Annotated in this window: 20 protein-coding genes; 10 read left to right on the top strand and 10 right to left on the bottom strand. The window is 50.5% G+C overall.

The features are described from left to right. The first annotated feature begins 29 nt into the window (after nucleotides 1–29). The gene (locus J8X26_RS00535; protein WP_208949892.1) at nucleotides 30–1,073 is read left to right on the top strand and encodes a PLP-dependent cysteine synthase family protein; all 1,044 of its coding nucleotides are present in this window, start codon (nucleotides 30–32) and stop codon (nucleotides 1,071–1,073) included. Nucleotides 1,074–1,156: 83 nt separating this feature from the next. Here J8X26_RS00535 and cof read toward each other — a convergent pair whose 3' ends face one another. Then, nucleotides 1,157–1,978: an HMP-PP phosphatase gene (gene cof / locus J8X26_RS00530; protein WP_165059303.1), complete on the bottom strand. Its 822-nt coding sequence runs from the start codon at nucleotides 1,976–1,978 to the stop codon at nucleotides 1,157–1,159. Nucleotides 1,979–2,170: 192 nt separating this feature from the next. Here cof and J8X26_RS00525 point away from each other — a divergent pair, with 192 nt between their 5' ends. Continuing rightward, a complete protein-coding gene (locus J8X26_RS00525) occupies nucleotides 2,171–3,883 on the top strand; it encodes an SgrR family transcriptional regulator (protein WP_208949891.1) in 1,713 nt (570 codons plus the stop codon). Nucleotides 3,884–3,980: 97 nt separating this feature from the next. Next, nucleotides 3,981–4,679 carry a 7-cyano-7-deazaguanine synthase QueC gene (gene queC / locus J8X26_RS00520; RefSeq protein ID WP_165059300.1) on the top strand — a complete coding sequence of 233 codons (699 nt, stop codon included), beginning with the start codon at nucleotides 3,981–3,983 and terminating at the stop codon, nucleotides 4,677–4,679. 72 nt (nucleotides 4,680–4,751) lie between these two features. On the opposite strand, the gene J8X26_RS00515 is transcribed toward queC, so the two are convergent. The 9 genes from J8X26_RS00515 to bolA form a co-directional block, all read right to left on the bottom strand. Beyond that, nucleotides 4,752–5,153 (bottom strand): YbgC/FadM family acyl-CoA thioesterase, encoded by a 402-nt coding sequence (locus J8X26_RS00515; RefSeq protein ID WP_112287511.1) that lies wholly within the window; start codon nucleotides 5,151–5,153, stop codon nucleotides 4,752–4,754. A 118-nt stretch (nucleotides 5,154–5,271) separates the two neighbouring features. Continuing rightward, complete coding sequence (locus tag J8X26_RS00510; protein ID WP_208949890.1) at nucleotides 5,272–5,655, bottom strand: helix-hairpin-helix domain-containing protein; 384 nt, start codon at nucleotides 5,653–5,655, stop codon at nucleotides 5,272–5,274. A 138-nt stretch (nucleotides 5,656–5,793) separates the two neighbouring features. Continuing rightward, a complete protein-coding gene (ppiD, locus tag J8X26_RS00505) occupies nucleotides 5,794–7,674 on the bottom strand; it encodes a peptidylprolyl isomerase (protein WP_208949889.1) in 1,881 nt (626 codons plus the stop codon). A gap of 165 nt (nucleotides 7,675–7,839) precedes the next feature. Continuing rightward, a complete protein-coding gene (hupB, locus tag J8X26_RS00500; RefSeq protein ID WP_013576637.1) occupies nucleotides 7,840–8,115 on the bottom strand; it encodes a nucleoid-associated protein HU-beta in 276 nt (91 codons plus the stop codon). Between the two features lie 216 nt (nucleotides 8,116–8,331). Next, on the bottom strand, nucleotides 8,332–10,686 hold the full coding sequence (gene lon, locus J8X26_RS00495) for an endopeptidase La (protein WP_152327875.1): 2,355 nt from the start codon (nucleotides 10,684–10,686) through the stop codon (nucleotides 8,332–8,334). A gap of 191 nt (nucleotides 10,687–10,877) precedes the next feature. After that, the gene (gene clpX / locus J8X26_RS00490; protein WP_112287508.1) at nucleotides 10,878–12,152 is read right to left on the bottom strand and encodes an ATP-dependent protease ATP-binding subunit ClpX; all 1,275 of its coding nucleotides are present in this window, start codon (nucleotides 12,150–12,152) and stop codon (nucleotides 10,878–10,880) included. A 205-nt stretch (nucleotides 12,153–12,357) separates the two neighbouring features. After that, nucleotides 12,358–12,981 carry an ATP-dependent Clp endopeptidase proteolytic subunit ClpP gene (gene clpP, locus J8X26_RS00485; RefSeq protein WP_152327874.1) on the bottom strand — a complete coding sequence of 208 codons (624 nt, stop codon included), beginning with the start codon at nucleotides 12,979–12,981 and terminating at the stop codon, nucleotides 12,358–12,360. A 417-nt stretch (nucleotides 12,982–13,398) separates the two neighbouring features. Further along, nucleotides 13,399–14,703, bottom strand: a complete 1,305-nt coding sequence (tig, locus tag J8X26_RS00480) for a trigger factor (RefSeq protein WP_013576641.1) — start codon at nucleotides 14,701–14,703, stop codon at nucleotides 13,399–13,401. A gap of 447 nt (nucleotides 14,704–15,150) precedes the next feature. Next, nucleotides 15,151–15,465 carry a transcriptional regulator BolA gene (gene bolA / locus J8X26_RS00475; RefSeq protein WP_152327873.1) on the bottom strand — a complete coding sequence of 105 codons (315 nt, stop codon included), beginning with the start codon at nucleotides 15,463–15,465 and terminating at the stop codon, nucleotides 15,151–15,153. A gap of 331 nt (nucleotides 15,466–15,796) precedes the next feature. Between bolA and J8X26_RS00470 the strand changes: the two genes are divergently transcribed. From J8X26_RS00470 to cyoE, 7 genes are all read left to right on the top strand, one after another. Then, nucleotides 15,797–16,375, top strand: a complete 579-nt coding sequence (locus tag J8X26_RS00470) for a lipoprotein (RefSeq protein ID WP_013576643.1) — start codon at nucleotides 15,797–15,799, stop codon at nucleotides 16,373–16,375. A gap of 146 nt (nucleotides 16,376–16,521) precedes the next feature. Next, a complete protein-coding gene (ampG, locus tag J8X26_RS00465; RefSeq protein ID WP_152327872.1) occupies nucleotides 16,522–18,000 on the top strand; it encodes a muropeptide MFS transporter AmpG in 1,479 nt (492 codons plus the stop codon). Between the two features lie 435 nt (nucleotides 18,001–18,435). Next, entirely contained in the window at nucleotides 18,436–19,395 is a 960-nt protein-coding gene (gene cyoA / locus J8X26_RS00460) for a cytochrome o ubiquinol oxidase subunit II (protein WP_152327871.1), read from the top strand. Nucleotides 19,396–19,398: 3 nt separating this feature from the next. Then, nucleotides 19,399–21,390 (top strand): cytochrome o ubiquinol oxidase subunit I, encoded by a 1,992-nt coding sequence (cyoB, locus tag J8X26_RS00455; protein ID WP_152327870.1) that lies wholly within the window; start codon nucleotides 19,399–19,401, stop codon nucleotides 21,388–21,390. Next, nucleotides 21,380–21,994 (top strand): cytochrome o ubiquinol oxidase subunit III, encoded by a 615-nt coding sequence (locus tag J8X26_RS00450; protein WP_152327869.1) that lies wholly within the window; start codon nucleotides 21,380–21,382, stop codon nucleotides 21,992–21,994. Before cyoB ends, J8X26_RS00450 begins: the two co-directional genes overlap by 11 nt. After that, a complete protein-coding gene (locus J8X26_RS00445; protein WP_013576648.1) occupies nucleotides 21,994–22,326 on the top strand; it encodes a cytochrome o ubiquinol oxidase subunit IV in 333 nt (110 codons plus the stop codon). The genes J8X26_RS00450 and J8X26_RS00445 overlap by 1 nt, the downstream gene beginning before the upstream one ends. Nucleotides 22,327–22,344: 18 nt before the next feature. Next, complete coding sequence (gene cyoE / locus J8X26_RS00440; RefSeq protein WP_112287502.1) at nucleotides 22,345–23,229, top strand: heme o synthase; 885 nt, start codon at nucleotides 22,345–22,347, stop codon at nucleotides 23,227–23,229. Nucleotides 23,230–23,260 lie beyond the last annotated feature (31 nt).

Here is a 23,260-nt window from a genome sequence, read left to right as displayed (position 1 = left end):
CTACAAAACTTCTTCTGCGAGCTCTCATTATGCAAAACGCCTGGGTTAATCACGCTATCAAAGAAATCGACGCGGATTTTCAGCGTTCAGCCGATACACATTTAATTCGTCTCGCCCTGAATGATTTCCCCGGAATTTCGCTGTATCTGAAAGATGAAAGCACGCATCCGTCCGGCAGCCTGAAACATCGTCTGGCGCGTTCCCTGTTTTTGTATGGTCTGTGCAACGGCTGGATACGTGAAAATACGCCGATCATCGAGGCGTCGTCGGGCAGTACGGCTATTTCTGAGGCCTATTTCGCGCGCCTGCTCGGCCTGCCTTTTATTGCCGTGATGCCTGCATGTACCGCGCCTCGAAAAATTCAGCAAATTGAATTTTATGGCGGCCGCTGCCACTTTGTTGAAAACTCCGGTCAGATTTATGCCGCTTCCGAACAGCTTGCCCGTGAACTGAACGGGCATTACATGGATCAGTTTACTTTTGCTGAGCGCGCTACCGACTGGCGGGGAAACAATAACATCGCTGACAGTATTTTCCGCCAGATGTCCCGCGAGCCGCATCCGGTACCGCGATATCTGGTAATGAGCGCCGGAACAGGCGGCACCTCAGCCACACTGGGGCGTTATATTCGTTATCAGGGGCATAATACCGAACTGGTGGTGGTCGATCCGGAAAACTCAGTATTTTATGATTACTATCAGCAACGTGATGCCAGCGTAACTGCGCAATGCAGCAGCCGTATCGAAGGGATTGGCCGCCCGCGCGCCGAGCCTTCTTTTATTCCCAGCGTCATCGACAGCATGATGCAGGTGCCTGATGCGGCCAGCGTCGCGACGCTTCACTGGCTGGAAAAAGTGCTTGGCCGTAAAGTGGGCGGGTCAACCGGAACAAATGTCTGGGGCGCGCTGCAACTGGCTAAACAAATGCGAGAAAATGGCGAGACAGGTTCAATCGTCACGTTACTTTGCGACAGTGGCGAACGTTATCTGAATACCTATTTTGACGAGAACTGGATCGCGAAGAACATCGGGGATATTTCGGTGTACGCACAGCAGCTAGAAGGCCTTAACTGAGGTTTTAGGTTAGCCAACGCACCAGCAGCTTGAAGTATGAAGGAAAAAAGCCGGGACAGATAATCCCGGCTTGCTGCAAAACCTTAATATTCGGGGGAATAGGTGAGGTTTGGTGTGTGCAGCCAGTGTTGCAAAAAGTGAGACACCGCCTGATTCCGGCAGTGCCCGATAACTTGCAGATGCGGCGATTGTTCTTTCAGCACAGGCAATGCATTGCCCATGATCAGCCCCATTCCGACGCTTTCCAGCATTTCCCTGTCATTCATCGCATCGCCAAAGGCCATGCATTCAGACATTTTGATCTCAAGCCCCCCCGTCAGAAGTGCCAGCGCGCTGCCTTTGTTACAGCCCGCAGGCTGTACATCCAGGCAATCATGCGCCGAAAAACACAGGTCCAAACGATTGCCGAAATGCGCTTTCAGCTGGGGAACCAGTTTCAGCAGGGTTTCATGCGGTGCGCAGAAACACACTTTGCTGTTGCCTGCATCGGGCAATGTGCGCAGATCCTGCAAATGATAACGGAAACCGCTGAACTGATGCGGGATCAGCAAGTCGGGGTCGTCCAGAGCGGTAAACCAGCCGTCGTCACGAAAAACATGCTGACTCGCCGGTGTATCCCAGCCCGTGTGCAGCAATTCATGCGCACAATCTTCCGGTAAATCACTGGCGTGCAGTAAATGCCCGGACAAGTCATGAATACGTGTGCCATTGCCGGTAATCAGAAAACCTTCCATGCCTATATTGGCCAGAATATCTTTCATTTCAAGATAATGACGTCCGGTAGCAAAGGTAAGTCGCATGGGTTTTTCTGCCAACTGGCGCAGGGTTGCCAGCGTTTTCTCGCCCAGGGTATGGTCGGGTAAAAGAAGTGTGCCATCCATATCGAATGCAGCTAAACGGTACATATTTCCTCTCTGGGCGGGAATGATTTTCACGTTCAAAGTATGGACTGCGATTTGCGGAACTAATAGTGAACAGTTTATGAATACTCTTCCGGGTTTAGTTCACACTTTGGTTTTCGGCCCCGCGCCATCGGCAAAAGTCTGCGATATGCTGAAGTGAATCCCGTACCAGAAAAATAAGGTTCCGTATTTTCCATGCGATTGCAAAACCGGCTTAACCAGTATCAGCGCCTGTATGTGAAAACCGGGCAGGAACCCGTTTTACTGACTGTGACTGAACTGGCCGATATTTTCTGCTGCAGCGAACGCCACACGCGGACGTTGCTGAGCCATTTTAAAGATGCGGGGTGGATAAACTGGCACTCACAGTCCGGTCGCGGAAAACGCGCGTCGTTGTGCTGCCTTAAATCCCCCGAGGATTTGCGCGGTGCTTATTTGCAGGAGTTGCTCAAAAACGGCGAGCATTCGGCAGCTTTGCAACTCAGTCAGCTGGACCCGACACATCTGAATACCCTGCTTGCGCCGCACCTTGGCGGACAATGGCAGGAAGATTCGCCCACGCTGCGGATCCCGTATTACCGCCCTCTCCAGTTTCTGGATCCCTTAACGCTGACCGGCCGCGCAGAACAACACCTGGCGCATACCATTCATGCAGGTCTGACGCACTTTGTCCCCGGAAACCCGACGCCACAGCCGGATCTGGCCCATCACTGGCAAATCAGCAATGACGGCAAAACCTGGCAGTTCTTTTTGCGCAGTCAGCTTTTCTGGCACAACGGAGAACCGCTGAAAACATCGCAACTGCTGACCCGCTTTGAGCAATTGCGCCATTCAGCACGGGGACAACACAATCTGGCATCTGTGATCCAAATATCTCAGCCACACGCACAGTGCCTGCAATTTGATCTCGATATTCCTGATTACTGGCTGGCGCACCGGTTTGCCGATCTTAATTGTCTGCTCTCACATCCTGAAAATCCGCACATCGGCGCGGGTCCTTTCCGGCTGACGCATTTTTCCCCCGAACTGGTCAGGCTGGAACAGCACACGCTTTATACCCTGAAACATCCTTATCTTGCGGCGATAGAATTTTGGATCACGCCGCAGTTATTCGCGCAAAAGAATAATGTGAGCTGTCAGCATCCGGTGAGGATCATTCTGGGAGAAGAGGAAGAATTGTCGCGCGTCAAACCGGTCAGGCGTAGCACCAGCCTGGGATTTTGTTATATCGCCACCAATCTGCGGCGGGGCGTTCTGAATGAAGCTCAGGCACGGAAAATTGTCCGGCTGATCCAGCGCAGTGGCATGCTGGATAATCTTCCGATTGATCATGACCTGGTGAAAGCCAGCAAAGAAATGCTGCCCGGCTGGCCCATTCCTTTGCATGACGATACAGACGTTCCTCTGCCGGAAAAGCTGAGGCTCCTGTTTCATCCGCCGGTGGAATTTGAATTGGTCGCTCAGGCTTTGCAGCAAAAACTGGCTGATGAGGGCTGCGCGCTGGAAGTCATTTATCACGAGGGGCGTTTGTGGGAAGACGGAGAACTGTTGAAATCCGCCGATCTGCTGCTCGGCGATCGTCTGATCGGTGAATCACCTGAAGCCACGCTGGAAAACTGGTTGCAGCAGGATCCGCTCTGGCTGGAAATTTTACGCGAAGATGATCTGCACAATCAGCAACAGCGCCTCCTCCATATTCAGCAAATTCCGCTCGAAAACCGTCGCGCCGATGAATTGCGCGAACATTTCTATCAATGGATGCAAACCGGGATCGTAACGCCTTTATTTAACTATCAGTATCAGGTCAGCGCGCCGCCGCGGATTAGCGGGGTTCAGCTCACTGCGTGGGGCTGGTTTGATTTTTGTCAGGCCTGGGTTCCGCCGCCTTTGTTATCCGAAAACGCGTGAACGAGCTGTTTCGCTACACTATGACGTTAAAGGAAAGTACCATTAACCCAATTTTACTGCGCCGGACGCAGTCGGTTTCGTAATACAGGTAAACAGAATGAAAAGAGCAGTGGTGGTTTTCAGCGGCGGACAAGATTCAACAACTTGTCTGATTCAGGCATTGAAGCAATATGACGAAGTTCACTGCGTCACGTTTGATTACGGCCAGCGCCATCGTGCTGAAATTGAGATTGCACAAAAGCTGTCCGTAGAATTAGGTGCCCGCGCACACAAAGTGCTGGATGTGAATTTGCTCAATGAACTGGCGGTCAGCAGCCTGACGCGCGATAACATCCCCGTACCTAACTTTGGCGATGAAAATGACGGCGGCCTGCCGAGCACTTTTGTTCCGGGCCGTAATATTTTGTTCCTGACACTGGCAGCAATCTATGCCTATCAAATTCAGGCAGAAGCCGTGATTACCGGCGTGTGTGAAACTGACTTCTCCGGCTATCCGGATTGCCGTGACGAGTTCGTGAAGGCGCTGAATACGGCTGTCTCTCTGGGTCTTGCGCGTGATATTCGTTTCGAGACGCCGCTGATGTGGCTGAACAAAGCGGAAACCTGGGCGCTGGCGGATTATTACCAGCAACTGGATCTGGTCCGCCACAAAACGCTGACCTGCTATAACGGCATTGCCGGAGATGGCTGCGGCGAATGTGCAGCCTGTCATCTGCGCGCCAACGGCCTGCAACAATATCAGTTGGATAAAAATGGCGTTACCGCCAGCCTTAAGAAGAAAACCGGTCTGCGTTAACGGTCAGACGGCAAAGTTTTATGACGGGCAGCCTGAAGCTGCCCGTTTTTGTTTTCACTGTGCAGCCGCGAATCAGTCGTTCTCCAGTTCCAGCTCACGTAATCTTTCCAGCAGCTCACCTTCCAGCGGTAACGCTTTTTGTGTCCGCAGATCGATACACACAAACGTCAGCGTGGCATCTGCCACCACTTCGCCTTCACAAGTTACCACCTGTTCCAGCACACCGCTTCGACCGTTTAACTGCTGCATACTGCTGTCAATGCGCAGCACATCGCCGAGTACGGCCGGTTTACGATAATTGATGTTGATATTGACCACGATGAAAGCGATTTTGTTTTCGCTCATCCACTGGAAGCCGGATTGATTATCCAGCCATTCCCAGCGCGCCGTCTCCAGAAATTCAAGATAACGCGCGTTGTTAACGTGCTGGTAAACATCGATGTGAAAACCGCGAACTTTAATAAACGTATGCATAGTGGTTAAAAAACTCCTGATAATCGCCTGAGGCATACAACCAAACTGGTCAGATGTCTTTAGAGATTAGCAGAAGAAAACGGCGGCAACCGTTCAGGAATTGCCGCCGCGACATCCGTCACAGTTTCAGACGGTCCTTGTTACGTTCGAACAGTGCAGCACCGATCCCCGGTACTTCTCGCAGCTGTTCGATGTCGGTGAATTGCCCGAGTTCTTCACGGTAGCTGATAATGGCCTGCGCCTTTTTCATCCCTACGCCATTCATCACTTTGGCAAACTCTTCCGCTGTTGCGGTATTGATGTTGACGGTACTTTCATCTGTCACCGCCACCTGTTCCCTTTTCACCTGCGGGCCTGAGACTTTGCCCGCTGCTGTCACGGGCGCAGCCGTCGTGGTTGCCACGCTACTGGCGGCATTCGGTGCCGCCTGCAACATCACCGGTAAAGTAGAAAGCCCCAAAGCCAGGGCCAACGAAAGTGAAGTAATGCCTAATTTTTTCATGCTGTATCCTCCATGTGTTTGACAGCACGGAGAGAGTGCATCAGGGCGAAACAGCGAACAATGGGCAACTTTCAAATATGGAAAAGGCCGCGAAAGCGGCCTTTGTTTGTTGCAACGCGTTGCATAACTTTGCGGCGTTTACTGGTTTTGTGCGGCTGAACCGTATTTGATTTTTGCTTCCTGACGAAGATTTGTCAGCAGCGCATCAAAGGTCACGTTCGAGGAGGTCTGTTGCATCTCCTGCGTGAAACGTGCCACATCGGCTTCAGGCACAACGCCAGGTGTCACGCCGGTCAGCTTGACCAGAACGCTGTTACCTTTGTCATCCTGAGACAGGCCATAAACCGGCTGGTCTTTTTGCGGGTGCGGTAACGCGTAGACGTTTTCTTCGAACGCAGAAGGCTGCTGGCTGCGCTGTACTTTCTGTACTGCGCCAAAGCTCAGACCTGCGGCTTTCATCGCGTCATCGCCTTTACCGTCTTTCAGAGCGGTCAGCAGTTTCTCACCATCAACACGCGCCTGATCCTGTGCTTTTTGATGTTTAAGCATCGCCGTCACCTGATCTTTCACGTCAGCGAACGGTTTCACCCCTTCAGCTTTATGCGCATCGACACGTACCACGAAGGCGCGATCGCCGTCTACGGTGATGATGTCTGAGTTGCTGCCCGGTGAACCGTCCTGACCAATCAGACCGCCTTCAAAAATCGCCTGCACAACAGGTTTAAAATTAATACCTGCAGGGATTTGATTCTGAGTGAACCAGTCAGTATGAACCGCTTTGGTTCCTGCAACCTGCTCAGCAGAAGCTAAAGACTCGTTATCATTGGTCGCGGCTTCGCTGACTTTTTGTTGCAGCGCGTAGTAAGCATCCAGTGATTTTTCCTGCTTCAGCTTGTCGGTAATCGTGTTACGGACTTCAGCGAGAGGTTTCACCTTCTCTGGCGTCACATCTTCAAGGCGCAAGATGAAGAAACCGCTGTCAGATTTAATGACGCCAGACACCTGACCTTTCGTGGTCAGATTCGCGTTTTTAAATTCTGGCAGAGTTGTTTCAGGTTCCATCCAGCCCAGATCACCCCCTTGTTTTGCACTCAGTGCATCGGTCGATTTAGTTTTCGCCAGCTCTGCGAAATCAGTGCCTTTCGCCAGCTCTGCTGCCACAGCGTCGGCATCAGCCTGAGTTTTCAGGACGATAACGCTGTAACGACGACGTTCCGGCTGACCGAATTCGTTTTTGTGCTGATCGTAGTAAGCGCTGATATCCGCGTCAGTCACGTCAGTTTTGCCCTGCATCGCCGCAGCATCCATTTCGATGTAGCTGATCTTGACTTGCTCAGGGGAAATAAACTTGTTTTTGTTCTGGTCGTAGAAAGCCTGTAACTCTGCGTCAGTGACCTGCTGCTTGGCCGCCAGAGCGTTTGTGTCCAGCGTGGCCGTCTGTACATCGCGGCTTTGCAGGATCAGTTCACCCAGCGATTTGCTTTCTGCTGGCAGAACAAAATCGGACTGACCGAAGGCTTGTTCGAGCTGCTGGCTGATCAGCTGACGTTTCATCAGCTGTGCAAAGTTATCCGCGGTGTAACCCATGCTCTGGATGCTTTGCAGATATTTAGCGTTATCGAAACGGCCATCAGTCTGGAATTGTGGGGTCGCAAAAATCGCGTCTTTGATCTGCTGATCGCTGACGGCAATGCCTAATTTTTTGGAATACTGATCCAGCAAAGTGACGTCAATCAGATTGCTCAGGGATTCCTGACGCAACTGCTGCATATAACCTTCGCTGCCTGCCAGCGCAGAGAATTGATCACCGAGCTGCTGCTGCAGACGGCTCCGCTGATTCTGCACCGCCTGCTCTAACTGAGCACGCCCGATTTCCTGACCATTCACTTTCGCTGCATAGTCGCCTGAACCGCCGACCAGGTAGTTGCCCACCCCTGTCAAAATAAAGGACAGAATAATCAGGGCCAGAATGATTTTGAGCACGACGTTATTGGAAGCCGCGCGTAAATTGTCCATCATAGTGAGGCAACACTCCGCTGTAATAAAAAAAGCGCACCGTTTTCGATGCGCCTTATATCTTACCTTACCAGCCCGATGACGTCAGGTTATTGTTTAACAACCAGACCTGAATGAAAAAGCATCGGTAATGCCCCTCACACAGTTTCGACGTCAGTCAGCAGGTAATTAACCGTTAACGGCATCTTTCAGCGCTTTACCTGCACGGAAGCCAGGTACTTTAGCCGCTGCAATACTGATTTCTTTACCGGTCTGTGGGTTACGGCCGGTACGTGCTGAACGTTCACGCACTGAGAAAGTACCGAAACCAACCAGAGCGACTTCATCCCCAGCTTTCAGGGTGTCAGTGACAGATGCAAGAACAGCATCTAAAACACGTCCCGCTGCGGCTTTAGAAATATCAGCACCGGCAGCAATTTTGTCGATCAATTGTGACTTATTCACTCTTTTCATCCCCTCTTAAAATTCGATCATCACGGCGCATTTTCCCTACGGACGTGACCGCGCTGCTGTTATATCAATCTTGTCAGGGCTATGCAAGCGACTGAAAGCAGCCTGAAACCTTCTGACAGTTGACTAACTTAACGGCACAAAAAAAAGCTGGCAAGTGAGATTTCACCTGCCAGCCTGAGTTTTATTCAACTGTGTCTGTCGCGGTCACTATTTTGCTGCAACCGGTAATGCGCCATAAGCCGGATTTTGCAGTGCGATGTTCAGAACATCATCAATGCGTTTAACCGGGTGGATCTCAAGATCTGCCAGCACGTTCGCCGGAATTTCTTCCAGATCGCGTTTGTTGTCATCTGGGATCAGAACCACTTTGATGCCACCACGATGCGCTGCCAGCAGTTTTTCTTTCAAACCGCCGATTGGCAGAACCAAACCACGCAGAGTGATTTCACCGGTCATCGCCACATCCGCACGAACCGGGTTACCTGTCAGGCAAGACACCAGCGCGGTACACATTGCGATACCGGCACTCGGGCCATCTTTCGGCGTTGCCCCTTCTGGTACGTGAACGTGAATATCACGTTTTTCGTAGAAGTCAGGGTTGATACCCAGTTTGTCCGCACGCGAACGTACAACAGTCAGCGCGGCCTGAATAGATTCCTGCATAACTTCGCCCAGAGAACCGGTGTAAGTCAGCTTTCCTTTGCCCGGTACGCAGGCCGTTTCGATGGTCAGCAATTCGCCGCCCACTTCGGTCCACGCCAGACCGGTGACCTGTCCCACGCGGTTTTCGGTGTCAGCACGGCCGTAATCGACCTTCTGCACGCCGAGGAAATCTTTCAGGTTGTCGCCGTTGATTTCAATGTGCTTGAGGTCTTTATCCATCAGCAATTGTTTAACCGCTTTTCGGCAAAGTTTAGACAACTCACGTTCTAAACTACGTACACCCGCTTCACGGGTATAGAAACGGATAATGCCGATAATCGCGCTGTCATCAACAGTCAGTTCATTCTTCTTGAGCGCATTACGTTCAAGCTGTTTTGGCAACAGGTGCTGTTTGGCGATGTTCAGTTTTTCGTCTTCGGTATAACCGGAAAGACGGATCACTTCCATACGATCCAGCAAAGGTGCCGGTATGTTCATCGAGTTCGAGGTCGCCACAAACATCACGTCTGACAGGTCGTAATCGACTTCCAGATAGTGATCGTTGAACGCCACGTTCTGCTCAGGATCCAGCACTTCCAGCAACGCTGAAGCCGGGTCACCGCGCATGTCAGATGACATCTTGTCGATTTCATCCAGCAGGAACAGCGGGTTTTTCACCCCAACTTTCGCCATTTTCTGAATCAGTTTGCCCGGCATAGAACCGATGTAGGTACGACGGTGACCGCGGATTTCCGCTTCATCACGTACACCACCCAGCGCCATACGCACATACTGACGGCCCGTCGCACGCGCGATGGACTGGCCCAGTGAGGTTTTACCCACACCCGGAGGCCCAACCAGACACAGGATTGGTCCTTTGATTTTGCTGACGCGCGTCTGCACCGCAAGATACTCAAGGATACGGTCTTTGACACGTTCGAGGCCAAAGTGATCGGTATCCAGAACTTCCTGGGCTTTGCGCAGGTCTTTTTTCACTTTGCTGCGGGCGTTCCATGGCACCTGAAGCATCCAGTCGATATAACCACGAACAACTGTGGCTTCGGCGGACATTGGTGACATCATTTTCAGCTTTTGCAGCTCAGCTTCGGTTTTTTCACGCGCTTCTTTCGGCATTTTAGCCGCTTCGATTTTGCGTTTCAGCGCCTCATGCTCATCAGGCGTGTCATCCATTTCGCCAAGTTCTTTCTGAATCGCTTTCATTTGCTCATTCAGATAGTACTCGCGCTGGCTTTTCTCCATCTGCTTTTTGACACGATTACGAATGCGTTTCTCAACCTGCAACAGGTCGATTTCCGATTCCATCATCGCCATCAGATATTCCAGACGCTCGGTGATATCAAACATTTCCAGCACGGATTGTTTGTCAGCGAGTTTCAGCGGCATATGTGCAGCGATGGTGTCAGCCAGACGTGCGGCATCTTCAATGCTGTTAAGCGAAGTCAGCACTTCCGGCGGGATCTTTTTGTTCAGTTTGATATAACCTTCAAACTGATTAATCGCTGTGCGAACCAGAACTTCCTGCTCGCGTTCGTCCACGGCCGGAGATTCAAGGTATTCCGCCTGGGCAGCAAAATGCTCGCCACTGTCAGAAAGCGTCGTAATACGCGCGCGTTGTAACCCTTCCACCAGCACTTTTACAGTGCCGTCCGGGAGCTTCAGCATTTGTAATATTGAGGCTACCGTACCCACGGAGAAGAGATCGTTAACGCCCGGCTCATCGGTTGACGCTTCTTTCTGCGCCACCAGCATGATTTTTTTGTCGTGATCCATCGCGGCTTCGAGGCACCGAATCGATTTTTCCCTGCCAACAAACAACGGGATCACCATGTGCGGATAAACCACCACATCGCGCAGAGGCAATACGGGGATTTCTATGCGTTCAGAACGCTCAGGGTTCATAGAGCTCTCTCTTAGTTTAGCTTCCGCCAGGTTAAGGAAATCTCGTGAAACACGAGTCAGACGGGTTTCAGCAAGTCGTTAACTGAGTATATGGGGATGAATGTCCGACATTCAACGATAAGAATGTGCGAAAAAAAAATGGGGGACAAAATCCCCCATTTCGTGGCTAACTCTCTGGATAGATTGGCTAATTATTCGCCAGATGCTTGTTGTGCTTCTGGTTTGCCATAAATCATCAGAGGTTCTGACTGGCCCGCAATCACGGATTCATCAATAACCACTTTCTCGACATCTTCAAGAGATGGCAGATCATACATCGTATCCAGCAATGCGGCTTCAACGATTGAACGCAGACCACGGGCACCGGTTTTACGGACCATGGCTTTTTTCGCAATCGCGACCAGCGCTTCATCACGGAATTCCAGTTCAACGCCTTCCAGATTGAACAATGCCTGATATTGCTTAGTCAGGGCATTTTTCGGCTCTTTCAGAATTTGAATCAGAGCTTCTTCATTCAGTTCGCTCAGTGTTGCAACGACAGGCAGACGACCAATGAACTCAGGGATCAGACCAAATTTGATCAAATCTTCTGGTTCAGCCTGCGCCAGCAACTGACCTTCTGTTGCCTTCTGCTCTTTGCCTTTCACTTCTGCACCAAAACCGATACCGGTGTTGGTATTGATACGCTGACCAATCACTTTATCCAGGCCGGCAAACGCGCCACCACAGATAAACAGGATTTTAGAAGTATCAACTTGCAGGAATTCCTGCTGAGGGTGTTTGCGTCCGCCTTGCGGAGGTACGGCAGCGACAGTCCCTTCAATCAGTTTCAAAAGCGCCTGCTGAACACCTTCACCGGACACGTCACGTGTGATCGATGGGTTGTCAGACTTGCGGGAAATCTTGTCGATTTCATCAATATAAACAATACCGCGTTGCGCTTTCTGAACGTCGTAATCACATTTCTGCAGCAGTTTCTGAATGATGTTTTCGACGTCTTCACCCACATAACCGGCTTCGGTCAACGTGGTGGCATCGGCCATCGTGAATGGCACATCCAGGAAACGCGCCAGGGTTTCAGCCAGAAGCGTTTTACCGCTACCTGTCGGCCCGATCAGCAAAATGTTGCTCTTGCCTAATTCGATACCGTTGCTGGTATCGCCATTACGCAGGCGCTTGTAGTGGTTGTAAACTGCCACTGCCAGCACTTTCTTCGCAGGCTCCTGACCGATAACATAATCGTCAAGATGCTGACGAATTTCATGCGGTGTCGGTAATGCGCTGCGTTCACGGTGTGGCGCGACTTCTTTGATCTCTTCGCGAATAATGTCGTTACATAAGTCGACACACTCATCGCAGATATACACTGACGGCCCGGCAATCAGCTTACGAACTTCATGCTGGCTTTTGCCGCAAAAAGAGCAGTACAGCAGCTTTCCTGAACCGTCTTTGCGCTTATCTGTCATCAGTAAACCTCTTCTTTAATATCAGTCCCGCAGCGTAACAAACACCACGGCACGACCCTATTACACAACAGCCGCATGATTGGCTGATGTCTGTTCGTTCCCGTTATCACTCAAAGTGAGCAACGTTTGTTTAATTGGCAAACGCTGCCCCTGAGACATCCGTATGAGTATAACTATAGACCATCAGCCCGGCAGAACTAAGCCGTCAGGCGCGATGGGTAAATACGGAATCGACTAACCCGTACTCTACAGCCTCGTTCGCAGACAGGAAACGATCTCGTTCAGTGTCACGCTCTATTTCTTCAAGAGTTTTGCCCGTATGTTTCGCCATCAGCTCATTCATGCGGGATTTCACTTTCAGAATTTCTTTCGCGTGGATTTCGATATCTGTGGCCTGCCCCTGGAAACCACCCAACGGCTGGTGAATCATTACACGGGAGTTTGGCAGGCAGAAACGCTTGCCTTCAGCACCGGCAGTTAACAGGAACGCACCCATTGAACACGCCTGGCCCATACAAATGGTGCTGACGTCCGGCTTGATAAATTGCATGGTGTCGTAAATCGACATCCCCGCAGTGATCACGCCACCCGGTGAGTTGATATAAAGGTAAATGTCTTTTTCCGGGCTTTCTGCTTCCAGGAACAGCATCTGGGCAACAATCAGGTTAGCCATATGGTCTTCAACCTGACCCGTCAGGAAGATGATTCGTTCCTTAAGCAGACGGGAGAAGATGTCGTATGAACGCTCGCCCCGTGAAGTTTGCTCAACCACCATGGGTACCAACGCCATGTTTGGTGCAAATTGCTCTCTTTCACCACTGTATGACATAACCGTCTCCTAATAGATTCTGTTTGGCGCTATTTAAAACCGATTCTACTTGAGATAGGCACACATGACTATGCTCAAGCGGCCAAGTCGCCATTTACACGTCTGACGGTCGTTATCAGTCAGATTTTAACTGCAAATTTACCTGGGTTCGTCATTATTAATTGGGGGATTTACGCCCTTTTTTCAAGCCTGACGGAAAATTTCTTTTCTCTTTCACCCCGACCGGGTAGATGAAAGGCCATATTGGTGAAATGGAATGAACAGGTCTACGTGAGCTGTGCCTTATATTGATAAATATAGTGCAAAAACAACAGCCAAAAACAAAAATATCTGATTTTCAGGAAATAAAAAGCCCGCAGTAAAAACTGCGGGCTTCAGTGTCGAACCTGTAAACAGGCTCAGCAACATGCAATCAGATTATGCAGGTTGAGTCTGGTTCATCAGCTCAGTAAAGGTGGTGGCTTTTTCAGTCACTTTCGCTTTAGACAACAGAGTTTCGACCGCTTGTTCTTCCAGCGCGACGTTACGCATGTTGTTCATCAGCTCTTTATTTTTGCTGTAGAACTCAACCACTTCCTGTGGATCTTCATACGCAGAAGCCATTTCTTCGATCAACGCTTTAACGCGATCTTCGTCAGCTTTCAGTTCGTGCTGGCTGATCACTTCGCCCAGCAGCAGACCGACAACAACGCGACGTTTAGCTTGCTCTTCGAACAACTCACGAGGCAGTTCCAGCGCTTGTTTTTCGTTGCCGCCGAAACGTTGTGCAGCCTGGCGACGCAGAACGTCTACTTCGCCGTCGATCAGTGCAGATGGCACGTCGATTTCGTTAGCGCTGACCAGACCGTCGATTGCCTGAGTTTTGATGCGGTTACGTACAGCACCTTTCAGTTCGCGTTCCATGTTTTTACGTACTTCTGCACGCAGACCTTCAACAGAACCATCAGCCACGCCGAAACGTTTGATGAATTCTGGCGTCAGTTCTGGCAGCTCACGTTCTTCAACTTTCTTCAGGGTAATCGCGAATTTAGCCGCTTTACCTTTCAGGTTTTCTGCGTGGTAATCTTCAGGGAAGTTTACGTCGATGGTGAATTCTTCACCGGCTTTGTGACCCACCAGACCGTCTTCGAAGCCTGGGATCATGCGGCCCTGGCCCATAGCCAGTACGAAATCAGAGGCTTTGCCGCCTTCGAATTCTTCACCGTCGATAGAACCGGAGAAATCAACGGTAACGCGGTCTTCAGCAGTGGCTGCAGCGTCAGTTTCTTTCCAGTCAGCTTGTTGCTTGCGCAGAGTTTCCAGCATGGTATCAACATCAGCGTCGTTAACTTCAACAACAGGTTTTTCAACTTCGATGTTTTCCAGATCTTTCAGCTCAACTTCCGGGTACACTTCAAATTCTACGGAGAAATTGAAGTCTTCACCCTGCTTGTACTCACCCGGGATATAGTTAGGTGCGCCAGCTGGATTGATTTTTTCTTTGATGATCGCATCAACGAAGTTGCGTTGCATCAGATCACCCAGTACGTCCTGACGTACTGACGCGCCATAACGCTGTTCGATGATGTGGCTTGGTACTTTGCCTTTACGGAAGCCGTCAATACGTACTTTTTTAGAGACGTTGATCAGTTCACTGCTCACTGCTTTTTCAATGCTTTCAGCAGGAACAGTAATCGTTACGCGGCGCCCAAGGCCTTGAGTGGTTTCAACAGAAACTTGCATCTTGTTACCTCAAAAAAAAATCACAGTGCTCGGTCAACTCCAGAAGTCGTTCTCAAGATGAGAAGCACAATTGCGCGAACTTACCTTGAAAACGACTTCTAAGAACCGGGACAGTCCTGTTATCAGAACGTAGCCCTGTATTCGAGAGCGTCCGAAACCATTCCGGAAAAATTAGACGCGACATTATAGCGACGCATGCGCACTGAGTCGAGGACGGTATCTCTACGCGCGGGAGGGAAACTCACACGGGACTCGATCCTTCGAAAAATGCGGTCGATGCAAAGGCGTTAACCACCTTGTCGTCTGCCTGTCAGAGGAAAAACAAAAACGGCCCGCGGGCCGTTTCTTGAAATTCGCCTCTACTAATACCGCATCTGATAAGGAAAGTTCCAGTTTTACCGTATCAAATGCTGATATTTGTGCCTTTTGTGAATCAGATCCTCACTATCAGGCCATTGTTCCCGCACCGCGGCAAGGCGGTGATGCGGGAACGGTGTCCTGTAAGCCTTCCCACTCTTTTTGCGTGTAAGTATGGAGAGCCAGTGCGTGCACGCTGCCCGCCAGTTCTTCGGTTAAACGCCCGTAAATGGCACGATGACGTGCTAAAAAGCGTTCGCCGACGAATTTATCGGACACCATCACGACTTTGAAATGGCTTTCTGAGCCTGCCGGTACATTATGACGATAGCTTTCGTCAGTCACTTCCAGGAACGCAGGGTCGAATGCCTCAGCTAATTTTGCTTCTATTTGCTCACGAATCATAGCAATCTCCTCACACCGCATCTGCAGAGAACCGCGCCTGTCTGGTACACCTATCTACTTAAAACTCTCTACATTTAAATAATAGGCTGCTTTACAGCTCTACGTTAATCACATTAAAAAATTTATGCAGTTGATTGATAAAAATGGCGCTCAGTCTGTCAAAGAAATCGCGGCTTCGCTACGCCGGAGTCGGTGATACTGCATACTTGCTGAAAAAAAACGCTAAATATCCGTTTTTACAGATTGACGGGACTTCCACCCGCAAATGGCGATGTTATGATGTCGGCAAATTTTTGAGCATTACTCCTTTATTAATATTGAGAAAACACACATGTTAAAAAAAATCATTTTCCCTGTGCTGGCACTGTTCATGCTGGCCGGATGCGCAACCAGCACTAACACGCTGGATGTGTCCCCGAAAATTGTTCTGCCTTCACAAGACCCAACACTTCAGGGCATCACGATCAGCATCAACGGTGCTGACCAGCGCCAGGATCAGGCTCTGGCCAAAGTTAACCGTGACGGCCAGCTGATTTCCCTCACGCCTTCACGCGATCTGCGTTTCCTGTTGCAGGAATCTCTGGAAAAACAAATGACCGCACGCGGTTACATGGTCGGTGCTGACGGCGCAGTTGACCTCCAGATTGTCGTCAATAATCTGTATGCGGATGTTCAGGAAGGTAACCTGCGCTACAACATCACCACCAAAGCAGATATTTCTATCATCGCTACAGCGAAAAATGGCAGCAAACAGGTGAAAAATTACCGCTCAACGTACAACGTTCAGGGTGCGCTTTCCGCCACCAACGCCAAAATCACCAACGCGGTTAACACCACGCTGGGTGATGTCATCAGCGACATGGCCTCCGACACCAGCATCAGCGACTTCATCAAGGCTAACGCCCGATAAGCTCCGGCTGAAATCTGTGTGACCTATTCTGCCCGGCCAGTCCGGGCAGAATGCTTTTCAGAACAAGCATTCCTTCCTTTATTCTCCCCGCTTCCTTTATTATGCCTCTGCGTCACTCTCTCACCGGTTCGCAGGAACACATTTTCATGATCAGTCAGTACTTTAAGATTTTCACGCAACGCAATACCGTCATTTTACTGCTTCTGGGCTTTGCTTCCGGTTTACCGCTGGCGCTGACGTCCGGCACATTGCAGGCGTGGATGACCGTCGAAAATGTCGATCTGAAAACTATTGGGATTTTCTCGCTGGTCGGCCAGGCTTACGTGTTCAAATTCCTGTGGTCGCCGATGATGGACCGCTATACCCCGTCATTTCTCGGACGCCGCCGCGGCTGGCTGATCCTGACGCAATTGCTGCTGGTCGCGGCGATTTTCGCCATGGGCTTTATGGATCCCGGTAAAGATTTGTTCTGGCTGGCTGCGCTGGCAGTGCTGATTGCTTTCGCATCGGCTTCGCAAGACATCGTATTCGATGCGTATAAAACGGATTTACTGCCACCTGAAGAACGCGGAAACGGTGCCGCAGTTTCCGTGCTGGGCTATCGTCTGGCAATGCTGGTTTCCGGCGGGCTGGCGTTATGGCTTGCAGACCGATATCTCGGCTGGCAGCACATGTACTGGCTGATGGCGGTGCTGATGCTGATGGGCGTTTTCGCCACACTGATATCGCCGGAACCGCAAAATTCGCAGCCTGCACCGCGCACGATTGAAATGGCCGTTGTGGCACCTCTGAAAGACTTCTTTGGCCGCAATAACGCCTGGCTGATTTTACTTCTCATCGTGATGTACAAAATGGGCGACGCGTTTGCGGGCAGCCTGAGCACGACATTCTTAATCCGTGGTGTCGGGTTTGACGCAGGGGAAGTCGGGCTGGTGAACAAAACGCTCGGTCTGATGGCCACGATTATTGGCGCGCTTTTTGGCGGGATGCTGATGCAGCGTCTGAGCCTGTTCCGCGCGCTGATGCTGTTTGGTATTTTACAGGCAGTTTCAAATGCGGGTTACTGGCTTCTCGCCATTACCGATAAAGATCTATATACCATGGGCGCGGCAATTTTCTTCGAAAACCTGTGCGGCGGGATGGGAACAGCGGCGTTTGTGGCCCTGCTGATGACGCTTTGCAACCGTTCGTTCTCCGCAACCCAGTTCGCCCTGCTCTCTGCACTTTCTGCGGTGGGCCGTGTCTATGTGGGTCCGATTGCCGGCTGGTTCGTGGAGGCTTACGGCTGGCCGTGGTTCTATCTTTTCTCGATTGTTGCCGGTGTTCCGGGGCTGCTGCTGTTAGCGGTTTGCCGCCAGACGCTTGAATACACCCAGAAAACGGACACTTTCCTGCCGCGCATTCACTTCGCCAAACCTTACAGCTGGGCGTTACGCTGTATGCTGGGCGGGAGTTTGCTGCTGGTGGTGTGGCTGGTGACGCTGATTGTGAACAGTTTAGGCTGGGCGTCGTGGCACGGGTTTACCGGATTTTTGCTGGAGGCGGGCGTTTTCGTTTGTCTTATCGGTATTATTTTAGGCAGTTTGCTCGATTTTCTCTCACTGCGCAGGACTGCACGTTCCTGATTTACCGCCATTCATTATCAAAATGAATGGCGCGTTTCATTTAACAAATGATCTATAAATATCACCCAATAAATTAAATTCAGGAAAAATTATATTTGTTGGGATAATTTTTCTCCGGTTCTTTTTGTGTGTTTTATTTCACTTGGTTTCTACATTAATTTAACATTAATTAAACCTATTGCCGGGATTATGGACGGCCATAAATATTTGAAAATGTATCACCCCTTGTTTTTCATCACTATAGAAAAAAATCTATACGCAACATATTGTTGCCCACTGTAAATTGTCACGATCCGTGACATGTGTGACTGCGTTAACATAAAGTGTCAACAGCGCTTTGACACTTGTTTAAGCGTGTTTACAGTCCTGCAACCTTCCCGTAAAATGCCCGCACACCTGAAGCGACAATAGAGCCCTAGTTATTGAGGTCGTTAGATGAGACTTAAGAAATACAATAAAAGTATTGGGATGTTGTCCTTATTTGCCTCCGCGTTAATGTTGAGCGGTTGCAATACGGCATTGATGGATCCCAAGGGAGCAATTGGACTTGAGCAGAGAACGCTGATTTTAACAGCGATTGGTTTAATGCTGATCGTCGTTATACCAGTTATTATCATGGCGTTTGCCTTTGCGTGGAAGTATCGTGCTTCCAACACAAAAGCAAAATACAGTCCTGATTGGTCCCACTCCAACAAAATTGAAGCCGTCGTCTGGACAGTTCCAATTATAATCATTGCCATTCTGGCAACGATTACCTGGAAAACCACCCACTCGCTTGATCCGTTCAAGCCTATCGTGACTGACGAAAAACCGATGACGGTTGAAGTCGTTTCTCTGGACTGGAAATGGTTGTTCATTTATCCGGAACAGGGCATCGCTACCGTTAACGAGCTCGTCATTCCTAAAGATGTGCCGGTTCAGTTCAAAGTCACTTCTGACTCTGTGATGAACTCGTTCTTTATTCCTCAGTTAGGCGGGCAGATTTATGCGATGGCCGGTATGCAGACTCAGTTGCACTTGATTGCAAATGAGGCGGGTACCTATAAGGGCATCTCAGCAAGCTTCAGCGGCCGCGGCTTCTCTGGCATGAAGTTCAACACAATTGCGACTCCAACCCGTGCCGATTTCGACACCTGGGTAGCAAAAGTGAAAAGCGCACCGAACCAGCTGGCAACCACTGATGACTTCAACAAACTGGCTGCACAGAGTATCGACAACCCGGTCGAATACTTCTCTGTAGCAAAACCTGGTTTGTTCAAAGAAATCATTGGCAAATACTCCATGCATGACATGAAGGCAGCGCCAGAAGGTCATACCATGCCAATGCCCGCCGGCAGTGACATGAAAGGCATGGATATGGGTGGACAGTCTCACGCAGCCGGAGCCGAGGAATAAACGATGTTCGGAAAATTAACGCTTGATTCGGTTCCGTATCATGAACCGATTATCATGGTCACAGTTGCCGCGATTATCATTGGTGGCCTGGCTGTTCTTGCCGGCATCACCTATTTCGGTAAGTGGAAGTATCTGTGGACCGAGTGGCTGACGTCTGTCGACCACAAAAAATTAGGTATCATGTACATCATTCTGGCCTTCGTCATGCTGCTGCGTGGCTTTGCCGATGCGATCATGATGCGTAGCCAGCAGGTTCTTGCTTCTGCAGGTGAACCGGGCTTCCTGCCGCCTCATCACTATGACCAAATCTTTACCGCGCACGGCGTTATCATGATCTTCTTCATGGCGATGCCTTTCGTAATCGGTCTGATGAACGTGGTGGTTCCTTTGCAAATCGGTGCGCGCGACGTTGCGTTCCCGTTCCTGAACAACGTGAGCTTCTGGTTCACCGCCGCGGCTGTTGTGCTTATCAACATCTCTCTGGGTGTTGGCGAGTTCGCACAGACCGGCTGGCTGGCTTATCCGCCACTGTCAGGTAAGGAATACAGTCCGGGGGTCGGGGTAGATTACTGGATCTGGAGTCTCCAGATATCCGGTGTCGGAACCTTGCTGACCGGTGTTAACTTCTTTGCGACCATCCTGAAGATGCGCGCACCAGGCATGCCGCTGATGAAAATGCCGGTATTTACCTGGGCCGCACTGTGCACCAACGTGTTGATTATCGTGTCCTTCCCGATTCTGACCGTGACTGTTGCACTGCTGACATTAGACCGTTATCTGGGCACCCATTTCTTCACGAATGATATGGGCGGCAACATGATGATGTACATCAACCTGATTTGGGCCTGGGGCCATCCGGAAGTGTACATTTTGGTTCTGCCAGTATTTGGTGTGTTCTCGGAAGTTACTGCAACTTTCTCCAAAAAACGTCTGTTCGGTTACACCTCGCTGGTATGGGCAACCATCGCCATCACCGTGTTGTCGTTCATCGTTTGGCTGCACCACTTCTTTACCATGGGTTCAGGCGCCAACGTCAATGCCTTCTTCGGCATCATGACGATGATCATTTCTATCCCGACTGGGGTAAAAATCTTCAACTGGCTGTTCACGATGTATCAGGGTCGTATCACGCTTAACGCGGCGATGCTGTGGACCGTTGGCTTCATCATCACCTTCTCTGTTGGTGGTATGACTGGCGTTCTGCTGGCGGTTCCGGGTGCTGACTTCGTGCTGCACAACAGTTTGTTCCTGATTGCCCACTTCCATAACGTTATCATCGGTGGTGTGGTCTTCGGTTGCTTCGCTGGTCTGACTTACTGGTTCCCTAAATCCTTCGGCTTCACGCTGAACGAAAAATGGGGTGTGCGTTCATTCTGGTTCTGGATCATCGGCTTCTTCGTTGCGTTCATGCCTCTGTATGCACTGGGCTTCATGGGGATGACCCGTCGCGTCAGCCAGAATATCGATCCTGAGTTCCACCCGCTGCTGGTTGTTGCGGCATGTGGTGCTGCACTGATTGCTATCGGTATCCTCTGCCAGTTGATCATGATCTTCGTCTCTGTTCGCGACCGTGACCAGAACCGTGATCTGACCGGTGACCCGTGGGGCGCACGTACTCTCGAGTGGTCAACCTCTTCTCCTCCTCCGTTCTACAACTTCGCTATCGTGCCGCAAATTCACGACCGTGATGAGTTCTGGGACATGAAAGAGAAAGGTACCGCTTACAAGCAGCCTGCTAAATATGAACCGATTCATATGCCACGTAACAGCGGCGCCGGTTTCATCATCGCTATGCTGAGCCTGGTTTGTGGTTTCGCATTAATCTGGGATATCTGGTGGCTGGCAGCAGTGAGCTTCATTGCCCTGGCTGCGACCTGGATTGCGAAAAGCTTCGACGAAGATGTTGATTACTACGTGCCAGTTGAAGAAGTGGAACGTATTGAAAACCAGCATTTTGAACAAATCCGTAAAGCAGGTGTGAAACATGGCAACTGATACTCTGACTCACCACGATGAAGCCCATGCTGAGCATGGGCACCACGACGCAGGTGCAACCAAAGTCTTCGGCTTCTGGATCTACCTGATGAGTGACTGCATCCTGTTTGCGAGCCTGTTCGCAACGTATGCAGTACTGGTAAACGGGACCGCTGGCGGTCCCACTGGTAAAGACATTTTTGAACTGCCGTTCGTGCTGGTAGAAACCTTCTGCCTGCTGTTCAGTAGTATCACTTACGGCTTTGCAATGCTGGCCATGAACAAGGGTAACAAAGCAGGCGTTAACGGCTGGTTGTTCCTGACATTCCTGTTCGGTTTAGGCTTCATCGGGATGGAACTCTATGAATTCCATCACCTGATTGCTGAAGGCTATGGCCCGCAGCGCAGTGGTTTCTTGTCTGGCTTCTTTGCACTGGTCGCCACCCACGGTCTGCACGTGACCTGTGGCCTGATTTGGATCCTGACCATGATGGTTCAGGTTTCACGTCGCGGTCTGACTGAAGTTAACAAAACCCGTCTGATGTGTCTGAGCCTGTTCTGGCACTTCCTGGACGTAGTGTGGATCTGCGTGTTTACCGTTGTTTATCTGATGGGAGCGATGTAATGAGTCATTCTGCTACTTCCCATGGTGGCGCAAGCCACGGCAGCCTGAAGTCATATGCGATTGGCTTCATCTTGTCGGTTATCCTGACGGTGATCCCGTTTGCCATGGTCATGACCGACACGGCATCACATTCACTGATCCTGGGTACCGTGGTTGCGTCCGCAATCATCCAGATCGTTGTCCATCTGGTGTTCTTCCTGCACATGAATACGTCGTCGGAAGAGCGCTGGAACCTGGTGGCACTTCTGTTCACCGCTGTGATTATCTTTATCGTCGTTGTGGGCTCATTGTGGATTATGTATAACCTCAACCTCAATATGATGGTCAGTTAAAGAGCCGAGCTGCACGTGATGATTAAGCAATACCTGCAAGTAACGAAACCAGGAATTATTTTCGGCAACTTAATTTCTGTCATCGGGGGATTCCTCCTTGCTGCCAAAGGCAGCATCGACTTCCCACTCTTTCTCGCCACTTTGGTGGGTGTTTCGCTGGTTGTCGCATCGGGTTGTGTATTTAACAACTTTATCGACCGCGACATCGACCGGATCATGGAAAGAACGAAGAACCGGGTCCTGGTGAAAGGGCTTATTCCGCCGAAAACAAGCCTGGTTTACGCGACCATTCTGGGTATTGCGGGCTTTGCGTTGTTGTATATCGGAGCAAATCCGCTGGCGATGTGGCTGGCAGTGATGGGCTTTGTGGTTTATGTCGGCGTTTACAGCCTGTACATGAAACGCAACTCGGTATACGGCACGTTGATCGGCAGCTTGTCTGGCGCAGCGCCACCGGTTATCGGTTACTGCGCCGTTTCAGGCCAGTTCGATACCGGTGCCCTGATCCTGCTTCTGATCTTCAGCCTGTGGCAGATGCCGCATTCGTACGCGATTGCCATCTTCCGCTTCAAAGATTATCAGGCAGCAGGCATCCCGGTACTGCCAGTGGTGAAAGGCATCTCTGTCGCCAAACATCATATTATCGTCTACATTCTGGCGTTTATGATTGCGACGCTGATGCTGACCCTGAGCGGTTACGCAGGGTATAAATACCTGGTCGTTGCCGCCGCTGTCAGTATCTGGTGGCTGGGCATGGCACTGAAGGGTTACAAAACGGAAAACGACGTGGTGTGGGCGAGAAAACTGTTTGGTTTTTCCATCATCACTATCATGTCGCTGAGCTTCATGATGTCCGTGGATTTTAATTCTGCGCCAACATCGTTGCTGACCTACGTTTGGTAACACACAATTTCAGTGTAACGCTCTGAAATCA

The sequence above is a fragment of the Rahnella sp. ChDrAdgB13 genome (assembly GCF_017655185.1).
Taxonomy (GTDB): domain Bacteria; phylum Pseudomonadota; class Gammaproteobacteria; order Enterobacterales; family Enterobacteriaceae; genus Rahnella; species Rahnella contaminans.
This window is presented reverse-complemented; position numbering and strand designations above follow the sequence as displayed.

Excerpts from the sequence above, each read along its gene's own strand:
- J8X26_RS00535 (WP_208949892.1), top strand. The coding sequence starts at position 30 with ATGCAAAACGCCTGGGTTAATCACGCTATCAAAGAAATCGACGCGGAT.
- cof (WP_165059303.1), bottom strand. The coding sequence starts at position 1,978 with ATGTACCGTTTAGCTGCATTCGATATGGATGGCACACTTCTTTTACCC.
- J8X26_RS00525 (WP_208949891.1), top strand. The coding sequence starts at position 2,171 with ATGCGATTGCAAAACCGGCTTAACCAGTATCAGCGCCTGTATGTGAAA.
- queC (WP_165059300.1), top strand. The coding sequence starts at position 3,981 with ATGAAAAGAGCAGTGGTGGTTTTCAGCGGCGGACAAGATTCAACAACT.
- J8X26_RS00515 (WP_112287511.1), bottom strand. The coding sequence starts at position 5,153 with ATGCATACGTTTATTAAAGTTCGCGGTTTTCACATCGATGTTTACCAG.
- J8X26_RS00510 (WP_208949890.1), bottom strand. The coding sequence starts at position 5,655 with ATGAAAAAATTAGGCATTACTTCACTTTCGTTGGCCCTGGCTTTGGGG.
- ppiD (WP_208949889.1), bottom strand. The coding sequence starts at position 7,674 with ATGATGGACAATTTACGCGCGGCTTCCAATAACGTCGTGCTCAAAATC.
- lon (WP_152327875.1), bottom strand. The coding sequence starts at position 10,686 with ATGAACCCTGAGCGTTCTGAACGCATAGAAATCCCCGTATTGCCTCTG.
- clpX (WP_112287508.1), bottom strand. The coding sequence starts at position 12,152 with ATGACAGATAAGCGCAAAGACGGTTCAGGAAAGCTGCTGTACTGCTCT.
- clpP (WP_152327874.1), bottom strand. The coding sequence starts at position 12,981 with ATGTCATACAGTGGTGAAAGAGAGCAATTTGCACCAAACATGGCGTTG.
- tig (WP_013576641.1), bottom strand. The coding sequence starts at position 14,703 with ATGCAAGTTTCTGTTGAAACCACTCAAGGCCTTGGGCGCCGCGTAACG.
- bolA (WP_152327873.1), bottom strand. The coding sequence starts at position 15,465 with ATGATTCGTGAGCAAATAGAAGCAAAATTAGCTGAGGCATTCGACCCT.
- J8X26_RS00470 (WP_013576643.1), top strand. The coding sequence starts at position 15,797 with ATGTTAAAAAAAATCATTTTCCCTGTGCTGGCACTGTTCATGCTGGCC.
- ampG (WP_152327872.1), top strand. The coding sequence starts at position 16,522 with ATGATCAGTCAGTACTTTAAGATTTTCACGCAACGCAATACCGTCATT.
- cyoA (WP_152327871.1), top strand. The coding sequence starts at position 18,436 with ATGAGACTTAAGAAATACAATAAAAGTATTGGGATGTTGTCCTTATTT.
- cyoB (WP_152327870.1), top strand. The coding sequence starts at position 19,399 with ATGTTCGGAAAATTAACGCTTGATTCGGTTCCGTATCATGAACCGATT.
- J8X26_RS00450 (WP_152327869.1), top strand. The coding sequence starts at position 21,380 with ATGGCAACTGATACTCTGACTCACCACGATGAAGCCCATGCTGAGCAT.
- J8X26_RS00445 (WP_013576648.1), top strand. The coding sequence starts at position 21,994 with ATGAGTCATTCTGCTACTTCCCATGGTGGCGCAAGCCACGGCAGCCTG.
- cyoE (WP_112287502.1), top strand. The coding sequence starts at position 22,345 with ATGATTAAGCAATACCTGCAAGTAACGAAACCAGGAATTATTTTCGGC.